The 13,798-nt window shown below is 60.0% G+C and carries 13 protein-coding genes; 12 read left to right on the plus strand and 1 reads right to left on the minus strand.

The window, feature by feature from the left end:
* Position 1: 1 nt before the first annotated feature.
* Entirely contained in the window at positions 2 to 1,201 is a 1,200-nt protein-coding gene (locus KX928_RS20160) for an ROK family transcriptional regulator (RefSeq protein WP_219506519.1), read from the minus strand.
* Between the two features lie 191 nt (positions 1,202 to 1,392).
* Between KX928_RS20160 and KX928_RS20165 the strand changes: the two genes are divergently transcribed.
* The 12 genes from KX928_RS20165 to KX928_RS20220 all read left to right on the plus strand — a co-directional run bounded on the left by KX928_RS20165 (position 1,393) and on the right by KX928_RS20220 (position 13,790).
* On the plus strand, positions 1,393 to 2,421 hold the full coding sequence (locus KX928_RS20165; protein WP_219506286.1) for a sugar ABC transporter substrate-binding protein: 1,029 nt from the start codon (positions 1,393 to 1,395) through the stop codon (positions 2,419 to 2,421).
* A gap of 125 nt (positions 2,422 to 2,546) precedes the next feature.
* Entirely contained in the window at positions 2,547 to 3,620 is a 1,074-nt protein-coding gene (locus KX928_RS20170) for an ABC transporter permease (protein WP_219506288.1), read from the plus strand.
* The gene (locus KX928_RS20175) at positions 3,620 to 4,396 is read left to right on the plus strand and encodes an ATP-binding cassette domain-containing protein (RefSeq protein ID WP_219506520.1); all 777 of its coding nucleotides are present in this window, start codon (positions 3,620 to 3,622) and stop codon (positions 4,394 to 4,396) included. The genes KX928_RS20170 and KX928_RS20175 overlap by 1 nt, the downstream gene beginning before the upstream one ends.
* Positions 4,393 to 5,037 (plus strand): AAA family ATPase, encoded by a 645-nt coding sequence (locus KX928_RS20180; RefSeq protein ID WP_308342414.1) that lies wholly within the window; start codon positions 4,393 to 4,395, stop codon positions 5,035 to 5,037. Before KX928_RS20175 ends, KX928_RS20180 begins: the two co-directional genes overlap by 4 nt.
* 221 nt (positions 5,038 to 5,258) lie before the next feature.
* Positions 5,259 to 6,266: a type I glyceraldehyde-3-phosphate dehydrogenase gene (gene gap / locus KX928_RS20185; RefSeq protein WP_219506290.1), complete on the plus strand. Its 1,008-nt coding sequence runs from the start codon at positions 5,259 to 5,261 to the stop codon at positions 6,264 to 6,266.
* A gap of 50 nt (positions 6,267 to 6,316) precedes the next feature.
* A complete protein-coding gene (edd, locus tag KX928_RS20190) occupies positions 6,317 to 8,122 on the plus strand; it encodes a phosphogluconate dehydratase (RefSeq protein ID WP_219506291.1) in 1,806 nt (601 codons plus the stop codon).
* 30 nt (positions 8,123 to 8,152) lie between these two features.
* The gene (gene eda, locus KX928_RS20195; protein ID WP_219506293.1) at positions 8,153 to 8,794 is read left to right on the plus strand and encodes a bifunctional 4-hydroxy-2-oxoglutarate aldolase/2-dehydro-3-deoxy-phosphogluconate aldolase; all 642 of its coding nucleotides are present in this window, start codon (positions 8,153 to 8,155) and stop codon (positions 8,792 to 8,794) included.
* Between the two features lie 82 nt (positions 8,795 to 8,876).
* A complete protein-coding gene (locus KX928_RS20200; protein WP_308342415.1) occupies positions 8,877 to 9,584 on the plus strand; it encodes an HAD family hydrolase in 708 nt (235 codons plus the stop codon).
* A gap of 16 nt (positions 9,585 to 9,600) precedes the next feature.
* On the plus strand, positions 9,601 to 10,551 hold the full coding sequence (locus KX928_RS20205; protein ID WP_219506296.1) for a sugar-binding transcriptional regulator: 951 nt from the start codon (positions 9,601 to 9,603) through the stop codon (positions 10,549 to 10,551).
* A gap of 112 nt (positions 10,552 to 10,663) precedes the next feature.
* Positions 10,664 to 11,968 (plus strand): ABC transporter substrate-binding protein, encoded by a 1,305-nt coding sequence (locus tag KX928_RS20210; protein WP_257883978.1) that lies wholly within the window; start codon positions 10,664 to 10,666, stop codon positions 11,966 to 11,968.
* Positions 11,969 to 12,082: 114 nt separating this feature from the next.
* Positions 12,083 to 12,949: a carbohydrate ABC transporter permease gene (locus KX928_RS20215; protein ID WP_219506298.1), complete on the plus strand. Its 867-nt coding sequence runs from the start codon at positions 12,083 to 12,085 to the stop codon at positions 12,947 to 12,949.
* 10 nt (positions 12,950 to 12,959) lie between these two features.
* Positions 12,960 to 13,790: a carbohydrate ABC transporter permease gene (locus KX928_RS20220; protein ID WP_219506299.1), complete on the plus strand. Its 831-nt coding sequence runs from the start codon at positions 12,960 to 12,962 to the stop codon at positions 13,788 to 13,790.
* The last annotated feature ends 8 nt before the right edge of the window (positions 13,791 to 13,798 follow it).

Consider the following 13,798-nt stretch of genomic DNA (forward strand, 5'->3'; position numbering starts at 1 on the left):
GTCATACGGCGGAGAGGCCGGCATTGGTGTTCAGGAAATACTGCGAAAAAATCGGCCCGCTGGCGGCGCCGATGGCCCGCGCGTTGAACCCGATGGCGCCCTCTTCGATATGCGGGGTCAGCAAACCACGGGTGTCTTGGGTCAGCAGGTAGCGCCGCACCCTTTCGACAAGCTCGGTGCGTACGGTATCTGGGAAGGCCCCGTCGATCAGGATCGCTTCGAAATCAATCACCGAGCAGATGGACAAGGCCGCCTTGGCCAATTCCTGTGCGGTTTCCCCAACCCAGGGGTCGACGTAGCGGCCAAGACTGCTCCAGTCCTGCGGCATTTCCCAAAGTTTTTTAGGGTCTTGACCCACTTCGACCAACCGTCCTTCGAGCAGATGCAGTGAGGCCACGTCAATTAGCTGGCGACTCTCCCCCAGCGGGCCGGTACTGCGCAAAGAACCCAGCGCCCCGGCATTTCCCTGATTACCCTCGAAAACCGTGTGGTTCAGGACCACGCCGCCGCCGATGAAGGATCCGATGTAGAAATAGGCGTAGTCGCGGTAGTTTTTGTCCATACCGTACAGGTGTTCCGCCCGGCAGGCGGCAGTTGAATCATTGCAGACAAAGATCGGCAAAGTGCTGAACTTGGCGACTTCTTCCGCGAAGTGAATATCTTTCCACGAGCTGAAGTCTTCGGCTGCAGGGCCGGAGAGGTCGTGCCATTTCCACAACTCGAACGGCGACGCGACCCCGATGCCGCAAATCCGCGTTTGTTGCGCCGCACTCATTTCTTCCATCAGCTGGTCGATGCCGTCTTCCAGAAATCCAAAGACGGTATCCGGCATCGGGTAGGGATAGGAGAGATGCACTTGCTTGATCACGTCGCCTTTGAAGTTGAGCAGCAAGAGTTCGGCGCTGCGCCGCCCGATTTTCAACCCGAAGGCAAATACGCCCTCCGGTGCGAGGTCCATCGGAATCGAGGGTTTGCCAACCTTGCCGCGTTGCGGTGCGCCGCGCGCCAGCAGTCCGTCGCGTTCGAGTTTTCTGAGAATCACAGACACGGTCTGAGGCGATAATCCGGCCATGCGGGCAAGGTCGCTGCCGGGCATTGGCCCGTGGTGCATGAACATCGAAAGAAGCAGGCGTTCGTTATAGTTGCGCACGCCGCGCTGATTCACACCGCTGCTCAATCCTTTGACCTTGTTGCCATCCATAAGGTCGTCCATGCCTCTATTTTCAGGGCAAATATTGACCAACCGCATTAATAAATCAAGTTTATTTATTTATTGACACACGTTCTGAAATGATGTGTTTTAGCGAAGTCCTGTCGGGGAGGATTCCGCAGGAGAAGGCGCGCTGCCAGCGTCTCGACAAAAGAAATTGTAAATTTCCTTGGGAGGAAAACATGAAAAAACTTCTCGCCAGCACAATTCTTGGTTTGAGCGCTCTGGGCGCGACCAGCGGCGCGGCCTTGGCTGACGGTCACGGCATTACGGCCTGTCTGATCACAAAGACGGACACCAACCCTTTCTTCGTCAAGATGAAAGAGGGTGCCGAGGCCAAGGCGCAAGAGCTTGGCATGACGCTTAAGTCATTCGCAGGCAAGGTGGACGGGGACCACGAGACGCAGGTTCAGGCGATCGAAACCTGCATTCTGGACGGCGCCAAGGGCATTCTGATCACCGCGTCTGACACATCTTCCATCGTCTCCGCCGTCACTCAGGCGCGCGAAGCGGGCGTTCTGGTGATCGCATTGGATACGCCGCTTGATCCGATCGACGCCGCGGATGCGACATTTGCAACGGACAACTACAAGGCCGGTGTTCTGATCGGAGAATGGGCGCGCGCGCAGTTGGGCGATGCTGCCGACAGCGCGAAAATCGCAACGCTCGACCTGAACGTCAGCCAGCCAACGGTGGATGTGCTGCGCAACCAGGGATTCCTGGACGGGTTCGGCATTGATCTGGCCGATCCGAATGTGATCGGCGACGAAACTGACCCGCGCATCGTGGGCAGCGATGTGACCGATGGCAACGAGGAAGGCGGGCGCCGGGCGATGGAAAATCTGCTGGCCAAGGATCCGACCATCAATGTCGTGCACACGATCAACGAGCCCGCAGCCGCGGGTGCCTACGAAGCCCTCAAAGCGATTGGCCGCGAGAACGACGTGCTGATCGTTTCTGTCGATGGGGGCTGCCCCGGGGTGCAGAACGTGGCCGATGGCGTGATCGGCGCGACATCGCAGCAATATCCGCTGCTTATGGCGTCGCTTGGGGTCGAGGCCATCAAGAAATGGGCCGACGAAGGTGTGAAGCCGGAGCCGACACCCGGCAAGGACTTCTTTGACACGGGCGTGGCGCTTGTCACCGATGCCCCAGCCGGTGGCGTGGAGTCGATCTCTGTCGCTGATGGCAAGGATCTTTGCTGGGGCTGACCGCTCAGGGATCAGCGGCGCGCATTTCGGTGCGCGCCGCATCTGACCGAGACATTTGATGTCAGGTCTGGCAAGCTATCAAAAATCGCTGGTGCAAAAATGCCTGCTGACAGGGAGGGGTAACTGTGTCCGATACATCCGGGAAAACCGATGATTTCGAGGTGAAAGCCACCCGGCAACCCGAGGCCGTCGCTGAATTTGAAGATACCCATCGTGGGCTCATCGGCACCGTGCAGCATTTGCTGCATGTCAATCCTTCTTTGGTGCCGCTGATCGTCCTGGTGGCCTCCATCGTCATCTTCGGGCTGCTGCTGGGCACGAAATTCTTCTCACCTTTCGCGCTGACGCTCATCCTGCAGCAGGTGCAGATCGTCGGAATCGTCGCTGCCGCCCAGAGCCTGGTGATCCTGACCGCGGGTATCGACCTGAGCGTGGGTGCGATTATGGTCATGTCATCCGTGGTCATGGGGCAATTTACCTTTCGCTACGGTATCCCGGTGGAGATTTCCGTGGCCTGCGGATTGCTGTGCGGGGCGCTTATCGGGTTTGTCAACGGCTGGCTGGTCGCACGGGTCAAGCTGCCGCCCTTCATTGTGACACTGGGCATGTGGCAGATCGTGCTGGCCACGAACTTTCTCTATTCGGCGAACGAAACAATCCGGTCTCAGGACATTGAGGCGCAGGCACCGCTGCTGCAGTTCTTCGGCAATACCATCCAGTTGGGGGGCGCGCGGCTGACCTTTGGTGTGGTGTTCATGTTGGTGCTGGTCTTTGTGTTGGCCTATGCGCTCAAACACACGGCCTGGGGGCGACATGTCTACGCGGTGGGCGATGACCCGGAAGCGGCTGAGCTGTCCGGTGTGAACGTCAAGCGGACACTCATTTCCGTCTACGCGCTCGCGGGCCTGATCTGTGCCTTTGCCGGTTGGGCCTTGATCGGGCGCATCGGCTCGGTTTCGCCCACGTCCGGGCAACTGGCCAATATCGAAAGCATTACCGCCGTTGTGATCGGTGGCATCTCCCTTTTCGGGGGGCGCGGCTCGATCATGGGCACGCTCTTTGGCGCGCTCATCGTCGGTGTCTTCACTCTGGGGTTGCGTCTCTGGGGCGCGGACGCGCAGTGGACCTATCTGCTGATCGGCGTGCTGATCATCGCGGCTGTCGGCGTGGATCAATGGATCAGAAAGGTATCGGTCTGATGGAACCCATTCTCAAGGGACGCAATCTTGTAAAGCGCTACGGCAGGGTCACGGCACTGGATCATTGTGATTTCGACCTGATGCCGGGGGAAATTCTGGCGGTGATCGGCGACAACGGCGCGGGCAAATCATCCCTGATCAAGGCGGTATCCGGCGCGGTCATCCCGGATGACGGAGAGGTCTGGCTGGAGGGCCGGAAGGTAAATTTCACATCCCCCATCGATGCGCGCAACGAGGGTATCGAAACCGTCTATCAGACGTTGGCAATGTCGCCGGCGCTGTCTATCGCGGACAACATGTTCATGGGGCGCGAAATTCGCAAGCCGGGGTTTCGTGGCAAGTGGATGCGCCAGCTTGATAGGGCGGAGATGGAGCGGTTGGCCCGCGAGAAGCTCACTGAACTCGGACTGATGACCATTCAGAATATCAACCAGGCCGTCGAGACGCTGTCGGGCGGTCAGCGGCAGGGGGTCGCCGTGGCGCGGGCTGCGGCCTTTGGCTCGAAAGTGATCATTCTGGATGAACCGACCGCAGCGCTGGGTGTGAAGGAATCCCGCCGGGTGCTGGAACTGATCATGGACGTAAAATCGCGCGGGATACCGATTATCCTGATCAGCCACAACATGCCTCACGTGTTCGAGGTTGCCGACCGCATTCACGTGCACCGGTTGGGCAAGCGTCTGTGTGTGATCGACCCCAAGGACTATACAATGTCTGACGCAGTGGCTTTCATGACCGGCGCAAAGGAGCCGCCATCGGAAGACGCAGCCGCGTGACGCAGACGCTGGAATCACTGTCGGCGCTGCGCGACGCAGTTTTGATCGCCCCGCGGCAATCCGACCGGCGCCTTGTGGCGCTTGCAGGGGCGCCGGGCAGTGGGAAATCGACCTTGGCCCATCACCTCGCGGAAGCGCTGGATCGGGCGGGCAGCCCGTCGCAGGTTGTCCCGATGGACGGGTTTCACCTCGACAATCGACTGTTGGAACCTCAGGGCTTGCTGGACCGGAAGGGTGCTCCCGAAACCTTCGATGCCAAGGGTCTGTGCAGGCTGGTTGCGGCGCTCGGAGGCCAGTCGCCTGTCTACTATCCCTTGTTTGACCGAACGCGCGACATCGCCATTGCCGGTGCGGGGGTGTTGCAGGATGATTGCGACACCGTGATCGTTGAAGGCAACTACCTGCTGTTCGATGCGCCAGAGTGGCGCGCGCTGTCGCAGTATTGGGATGTGAGCGTCCGTCTGGATGTTCCGCTGCACGTGCTGCGCAGCCGGTTGGTCGACCGGTGGTTGAATGAAGGACTGGACAAAAGCGATGCCATTGCCCGCGCGGAAGGCAATGATCTGAAAAATGCCCAGCGGATCGACGCGAACAGACTGCCGTGTGATCTGCTTTACGCAAACGTCGGGCAGGACGAGTAACGCGCGTAATCCGCTATGACTGGACCAGATGCCTGCCGACGTATCCCCGGCATCCGTCATTCAGTTGCGGCGGCGCGCGGCGAAAAGAGCTATACTTGAGCATGATTGCGCACCTGCGGTGAAATCTACCATTGCAGTTTGCACTCAAATATGTTCGTTAGCGCTAACAAGTCCCGGAATGCGCGAACCTGCGCGGAATGAATGATTTCAGGAGGAAGAATATGTCTCACTCAGTTGCAATTAATGGTTTTGGGCGCATCGGCCGGGGCGTGCTGCGTGCACTGGTCGAAAACAAGGTTTCCGATGTGGAAGTCAGCGCAATCAACGATTTGTCGACGCCTGAAACGCTCGCGCATTTGCTGAAATATGACAGTGTGCACGGTCGGTTTGACGCCGATGTCAGTGTGAAGGGTGACGCGCTTGTGGTTAACGGTCACGCGATCAAGGTCACAGCGATCCGCAATCCCGCAGAATTGCCGTGGGATGGCGTTGACGTCGCAATGGAGTGCACGGGCCTCTTCACCAGCCGTGAAAAGGCGGCACAGCATCTGGACAACGGATCCCGTAGGGTTCTGATCTCGGCACCCGGCGCCGGCGCGGACCGCACCGTTGTCTACGGGGTGAATCACAAGGATATGACCAAGGATGATATCGTCATCTCCAACGCGTCATGCACCACGAACTGCCTGGCGCCCGTCGCCTATGTCCTCGACCGGGAGTTCGGGATCAAGACCGGCTACATGACAACCATCCATGCCTACACCGGCGATCAGCCGTCGCATGATGCTCCGCACAAGGATCTTTATCGCGGGCGCGCGGCGGCGGTCTCCATGGTCCCGACCTCGACCGGGGCGGCCAAGGCGATCTCCCTGGTGCTTCCGCATCTCGAAGGCCGGCTTGAAGGCTCCGCGGTACGGGTGCCAACGCCGAATGTCTCTCTTGTCGATCTGGCCTTTGTTCCGGAAAAACCGGCGACCAAGGAGGCAATCAATGCCGCGATGAAAGCGGCGGCGGAAGGTGAGCTGAAAGGGGTTCTGTCCTATGAGACCGACCCGACCGTATCGATTGACTATAACCACGATCCGCATTCCTCCAGCTTCGCGGCGCCGCAGACAAGCGTGACGCAGGATGGCCTGGTCCGTGTTGTCAGCTGGTACGATAACGAATGGGGTTTCGCGAACCGCATGATCGACACGGGACGGCGGCTGGCCGAATTGTCGAAGACCTGAGCGGCCCATCTGGCACCAAGCACTGAGCATCAGGCTCGGAAGGAACCAAGATGACTTTGAACGACACAATTGCACGCGTCACGGATCGCATCATTGCCCGTAGTGAAGGGCCGCGTGGCGATTACCTGACCCGTATGAGCGCCGCCCGGTCAAAAGGGCCGGCGCGCGCGCATCTGAGCTGCAGTGGTCAGGCGCATGCCTATGCGGGGGCGGGGCCGGACCAGTCCGCGCTGGTCGACGACAGCGCCGCCAATCTTGGCATCGTGACCACCTACAATGACATGTTGTCTGCGCATCAGCCCTTTGAGCGGTATCCTGAGCTGATCCGCGCTGCGGCCCGTGACGTGGGGGCAACCGCACAGGTTGCGGGCGGCGTGCCCGCAATGTGCGATGGTGTCACGCAGGGCGAGCCGGGCATGGAGCTCAGCCTGTTTTCCCGCGACCTCATCGCAATGGCCACGGGCATCGCGATGAGCCACAATACCTTCGACGCGGCGGTCTACCTCGGGGTCTGCGACAAGATCGTGCCCGGGCTGGTCATCGCCGCTCAGACTTTCGGTCATATCCCGACCGTGTTCCTGCCTGCCGGTCCGATGACATCGGGGTTGTCCAACGAAGAAAAATCCATTGTACGCCAGAAATTCGCGGCAGGGGAGGTCGGGCGCGATGCCCTGATGCAGGCAGAGATGGCCGCCTATCACGGCCCCGGCACCTGCACTTTCTACGGCACCGCGAATACCAACCAGATGCTGATGGAGTTCATGGGGCTGCACCTGCCGGGGGCCAGTTTCGTAACCCCCAACACGGACATGCGCGATGCGCTGACCAAGGCGGGCGCACAGCGCGCCCTGTCCCTGTCGGATCTGGGGGACAATTATCTGCCTGTCTGCGACGTGTTGGACGAGAAAGCCTTCGTCAACGGTATTGTCGGGCTGAATGCCACGGGCGGATCGACGAACCTTCTGATCCATCTGGTTGCCATGGCGCGGGCCGGCGGGATCATCCTCGACTGGCAGGATTTCTCGGATATCTCCGAGGTTACGCCCTTGCTTGCTCGGGTCTATCCCAACGGCCTCGCGGATGTGAACCATTTTCATGCCGCAGGCGGGTTGGGATATCTGATCGGCCAGTTGCTGACTGCCGGGCTGCTGCATCCCGATACCCGAACGGTGGGCGGCGGCGGGCTTGACGCCTATACGCAGGAGCCCAAACTGAAGGAGGGCGCGGTTGTCTGGGAACCGGGGACGCAGGAAAGCCTGAACCTCAAGATCGTGCGCCCGGCGTCTGATCCATTTCAGCCGACCGGCGGCCTCAAACGCCTCAGCGGGACGCTGGGCAATGCGGTGATGAAAGTCTCCGCAGTCAAGCCTGAGCACCAGATTGTCGAAGCACCGGTGCGCGTGTTCCACGATCAGGAAGAGGTCAAGGCGGCCTGCAAGGCGCGCGAGATCAACGAAGACACGGTTGTGGTGGTTCGCTTTCAGGGGCCGAAGGCGAACGGCATGCCGGAATTACACAGCTTAACGCCGCTGCTGAAAAACCTGCAGGCGCGGGGGATCAATGTCGCACTGGTCACGGATGGGCGCATGTCCGGGGCCTCGGGATCCGTTCCCGCGGCGATTCACGTCAGCCCGGAGGCGCTGGATGGCGGGGCGATTTCCAAACTGCAGGATGGGGACATCTTGCGCGTGGATGCGGTTGCGGGTGATCTGGAAATCGTCACCCCGGGCGTGCTGGATCGGGAACCCGTGCGCGCCAACCTGGGCGCCAATGAGTTTGGTCTTGGGCGTGAACTCTTTGCCCAGTTCCGGCGGTCGGTCGGCACCGCCGACACCGGCGCCAGCGTATTTTTTTAAGACTGCCGCATTTTTAGGAAAGGACAGCGCATGACCCCCCAGGACGCCAGCAAGCGGGCCAGAGAGATTTGCGGACTGGCCCCGATCGTGCCGGTTCTCGTAGTGAACGATGTCACCCATGCCCGGCCGCTTGCCGAAGCGCTGGTTGCGGGCGGGTTGCCCGCGCTGGAGGTTACGCTGCGCACCCCGGCCGCCCTGGACGTCATCGCGGAAATGGCGCAGGTGTCTGGCGGGGTTGTGGGTGCGGGAACGCTGGTGACCCCTCAGGATGTAAAGAACGCAAAGGCCGCTGGTGCAACCTTCGGCGTTTCACCGGGGGCAACGGACGCCCTGATCGACGCCTGTGAGGCCGAGGAACTGCCGCTGCTAGCCGGGGCAGCAACGGCAACAGAGGCGATGCGTCTTCTTGAGCGCGGCTACGACATGCTGAAATTCTTTCCGGCAGAAGCCTCGGGCGGCGCCCCGGCGCTCAAGGCGATTGGTGCGCCCTTGCCGCAAATCTCCTTCTGCCCGACCGGGGGCGTCAGCCCGCAGAATGCCGCCAGCTACTTGTCGCTGCCAAATGTGCTTTGCGCCGGCGGCAGCTGGGTCGCGCCATCCGCGATGGTCACCGCGGGAGACTGGGCCGGAATCGAAGCCCTGGCGAAAGAGGCTCGCCTGCTGGGAGCATAAGCCCCGCCACCGCGCTTCGTCCTTGGGTATTGAAATTCCGATGTTTTTTGTCAAAGCTGCCCCGGCGGAGAGGGGGCGGCGCGTGCAGCAGGAAACAGACATCAAGATGCTCGAGGCGCCGGACCTGCTGATCCTCGATTGTGATGGCGTGGTGATCGACAGTGAGGTCATCAGCGCAAGCACACTCATCGGACTTCTGGCCAAATGGGGTATCAACATCGATACCGAGTTCGTACGCCAACACTTCCTGGGGCGCTCCTTTCCGACCGTGACCGGCAGCGTCTATGAGTTGTTTTCCGTGCAATTGCCCGAGGATTTCGAAAGCGCGTACCGGCAACGTCTGTTCAAAGCCTTCGAGACCGAACTCACGCTCGTGGACGGAATTGAACGGCTTCTTGACCGTCTTGCCATCCCGCACTGCATTGCCACGTCCAGCAGCCCGGTTCGTGTAAACCGGTCGCTGGAGCTGACCGGCGTGCGCCCGCGCTTTGAAGGGCGCATCTTCACGGCCTCCGAAGTTGCCACGGGCAAACCGGCGCCGGACCTGTTCCTGCACGTCGCCGACAAGATGCAGGTCGCGCCGGACAAATGCATGGTGATCGAAGACAGCGGCGTCGGGCTCGAAGCGGCCCTTTCGGCGGGAATGCAGGCAGTGTGGTTTACAGGCGGGTCACATATGCGCAAAATGGACCGCGCTGAGATCGAGGTTGCCGGTTTTCCACAAGGTCCGCACCTGAGAATCGATAATTTTGAGGCTTTGTTCGAGCACGTGCCGGGCATAATGCGCTGATCGAACGGAGAAGGCTATGGCGGCGAAACCAGGCTCAGAGGAACTGGCGATTGACCTCGCGGCGCGCGCGGGGTGGATGTACTACCTCGGTGGGATGACGCAGGACCACATCGCCCGGGAACTGGGCATTTCGCGTCAGCGCGCCCAGCGTCTGGTGGCCCGGGCCGTCGCGGATGGGCTGATTGGCGTGCGCCTCAACCACCCGATAGCCGCCTGCCTTGAACTGGAGCGCGCATTGAAAGCGCGTTTCGGTCTGTCACTGGCGCGCGTCGCCCCCGCCTTGCCCGAAGGGATGGACCCGGTGAAATCCATTGCGCCGGTGGCTGCCAAGGAGATCGAGCGCGTGCTGAAAAACACCGACGCGCTGGTGATCTCGCTGGGGACGGGGCGGACCCTGCGCCAGGTTGTCGACGAAATGCCTGTGCTCGACCTGCCGAAACACAAGCTCGTGTCCCTGATTGGCAATGCGGCGCGAGACGGTTCTGCGACGGTCTATCAGGTGATCATGCGGCTGGCTGACCGGATCGGCGCCCGCCACTATCCGCTGGCGTTGCCGCTGAATGCAGAGAGCGAAGCCGACCGCGATTTTCACATGGGTTTGCGTCACGTGCAGACCGCGCTGAAACTGGCCCGCGAGTGCGACATGGCTTTCGTGGGGATCGGCGACGTGTCTCATACGGCTCCGATGATCATTGACGGCTTTATCGACAGGGAAGAAATAGATGCGCTTCTGGCCCGCGGGGCCGTTGGAGAGATCGTCGGCTGGGCCTTTGATGGGGACGGCAAATATCTGGAGGGCGGCTCCAACGCGCGGATCAACGGCGTGCGCGCGGATACGGCCGGCACGCCCGTCGTGTGTATCGCTGCCGGCGAGAATAAATACAAAGCGCTGGCCGCTGCGCTGAAAGGTCAGCTGATCACCGGCTTGATCACAGACGAGACCAGCGCCCTGCATCTGCTGGCATAATTCAACCGAAAAGCGGCATGGCATGAAGAATCTGGTTGACTCTCGCACGCGCAATTGTGAATAATTGTCACTGCAATGGGCAAAAGCTCATATGATGTTTTGGGAGGAACTAATGATCTACACAGTAAGCCGCCTTATGGGCGCTTGCGCTATTGCAGCGCTGTCTACAGCCGCGGCGGCAGAAACAATCACAATCGCTACCGTGAACAACGGCGACATGATCCGCATGCAGGGGTACACGGATGATTTCACCGCCAAAACCGGCCATGATGTCGAATGGGTGACGTTGGAAGAAAACGTGCTGCGCCAGCGGGTGACGACGGATATCTCGACCAAGGGCGGTTCGTTCGACATCACGACAATCGGTATGTACGAAGCACCGATCTGGGGCGCTAATGGGTGGCTTGTTCCTCTCGATGGCCTGTCCGAAGACTATGATGTCGATGACATCCTGCCCGCGATGCGCAGCGGTCTGTCGCACGACGGCACGCTCTATGCGGCGCCATTTTACGGCGAAAGCTCTATGGTCATGTATCGCACCGACCTGATGGAAAAAGCCGGTCTGGAAATGCCGGATGCGCCCACCTGGGACTTCATCCGCGAAGCGGCGGCAGCCATGACCGACCGTGACAACGAGATCAACGGGGTCTGCCTGCGTGGCAAGGCTGGTTGGGGTGAAGGCGGGGCCTTCATCACGGTCACGGCCAATTCCTTCGGCGCGCGCTGGTTTGACGAAGACTGGAATGCGCAGTTCGATCAACCCGAATGGGCCAACGCCCTGAACTTCTTTGTCGAGCTGATGTCGGAATCCGGCCCTCCCGGATATGCAACTAACGGGTTCAACGAAAACCTGTCGTTGTTCCAGCAGGGCAAGTGCGGCATGTGGATCGATGCCACGGTGGCGGCGTCGTTCGTGACCAATCCGGACGACTCCACCGTTGCTGACAAAGTCGGATTTGCTTTGGCCCCCGATACCGGCCTTGGCAAACGCGCTAACTGGCTCTGGGCTTGGGCACTCGCAATTCCGGGCGGCACTCAGAAAGAAGAGGCAGCCAAGCAGTTCATCGAGTGGGCGACCTCCAAGGAATACATCGAGCTGGTCGCGGCCAAGGAAGGCTGGGCCAACGTGCCTCCGGGCGCACGGACCTCGCTTTATGAGAACCCCAACTACCAGTCAGTGCCATTCGCAAAGATGACGCTGGACTCGATCAATGCGGCTGACCCGTCAAATCCGACCGTTAAGCCGGTCCCTTATGTCGGCATTCAGTTTGTCGCCATACCCGAGTTCGCAGGCATTGCGACCGAAGTGAGCCAGGAGTTCTCGGCAGTCTATGCCGGCCAGCAAACCGTTGAAGAAGCCTTGGCCAAAGCGCAGGCTCTGACCAACGACGCAATGGAAGCAGCCGGCTACAGGTAAGGCCAGCTGCCTATCCCGGAGGGCGGTGCGCCGCCCTCCGGACGCTTACCACTTGTTCCATTCGACTGATGATGTTCAGACGGCCACCGTGCCCGTCAACAGAGGAGATGTGTTATGGCGACCCAACAATCCCGATCAGCGGCCAGACTGATGATGGCGCCTGCCGTGATCCTGCTCTTGGGTTGGATGCTCGTGCCCCTGACGATGACCCTTTGGTTCTCATTTCGTAAATACCTGCCGCTGCGCGGCGGCGATCTCGGATGGGCCGGTTTCGACAATTACACACGTTTTATCGGTTCGAGCTCCTTCTGGCCAAGCGTGCAGGCCACGCTGGTCATCGTTGGTGGTGTGCTGATCATCACGGTCGTGCTTGGCATCATCCTGGCCTTGTTGCTGGATCAGCCGATGTGGGGTCAGGGCGTCGTCAGGATCCTCGTGATCGCACCATTCTTCGTCATGCCGACGGTTTCGGCGCTGGTCTGGAAGAACATGTTCATGGACCCCGTGAACGGGCTTTTTGCCTATGTCTGGAAGTTTTTTGGCGCAGCCCCGGTGGAATGGCTCAGCCAGGCGTCGATGCAGTCAATCATCATGATCGTGAGCTGGCAGTGGTTGCCCTTTGCAACCCTGATCCTGCTGACCGCCGTTCAATCCCTCGACAGCGAGCAACTGGAAGCCGCAGAGATGGATGGCGCGTCGTTCATGAGCCGTTTCTGGTATCTTATTCTGCCGCATCTGGCGCGCGCGATCACCATCGTGGTGCTGATCCAGACGATCTTCCTGTTGTCGATCTTTGCGGAAATCTTCGTCACCACGGGCGGTGCCTTCGGCACCAAGACACTCTCCTACCTGATCTTTCAACGCGTGCTGGAAAGCCAGAACGTCGGGCTAGGGTCGGCTGGCGGGGTCTATGCCATCATTCTTGCCAATATCGTTGCCATCTTCCTGATGCGCATCGTCGGCAAAAACCTGGACGCGTGAGGAGCTGAACATGGCACGTGCTGTTACAAACAATCGCAAAGCTCTGAACACCGCAATCGCCTGGTCGATCGGCCTGATCATTTTCTTCCCGATCCTGTGGACGATCCTGACCAGCTTCAAGACCGAGGCCCAGGCGATCAGCAACCCGCCGGTGTTCCTGTTCTTCGACTGGACGCTTGAGAACTACTCGGTCGTGCAGGAACGCTCCAACTATATGCGTTTCCTTTGGAACTCGGTCTTCATCGCCGGGGGGTCCACGGTTCTGGGGCTGATCATCGCGGTGCCTGCCGCCTGGTCGATGGCCTTTGTTCCCTCCAGGCGCACCAAGGACATTCTGCTGTGGATGTTATCAACCAAGATGCTGCCGGCGGTGGGCGTTCTTTACCCGATCTACCTGCTCTTCATCAAATTGGGTCTCCTTGATACGCGCATCGGCCTGACAATCGTTCTGATGCTGATCAACCTGCCGATCATCGTCTGGATGCTCTATACATATTTCCGCGAGATTCCCGGTGAAATTCTGGAAGCTGCGCGCATGGATGGTGCCTCGCTCAAGAACGAGATCCTTTACGTGCTGACGCCGATGGCCGTGCCGGGCATCGCATCAACCCTGTTGCTGAATTTCATCCTCGCCTGGAACGAAGCCTTCTGGACGCTCAATCTGACGGCGGCCAAGGCGGCCCCGCTGACCGCGTTCATTGCCAGCTATTCGAGCCCGGAAGGTCTGTTTTACGCGAAACTCTCCGCAGCCTCGACAATGGCGATCGCACCTATCCTCATCATGGGCTGGTTCAGCCAGAAACAACTCGTCCGCGGCCTGACGTTCGGCGCGGTGAAGTAAAGGAATAC

Source organism: Roseobacter insulae, from assembly GCF_019375555.1.
Classification (GTDB): domain Bacteria; phylum Pseudomonadota; class Alphaproteobacteria; order Rhodobacterales; family Rhodobacteraceae; genus Roseobacter; species Roseobacter insulae.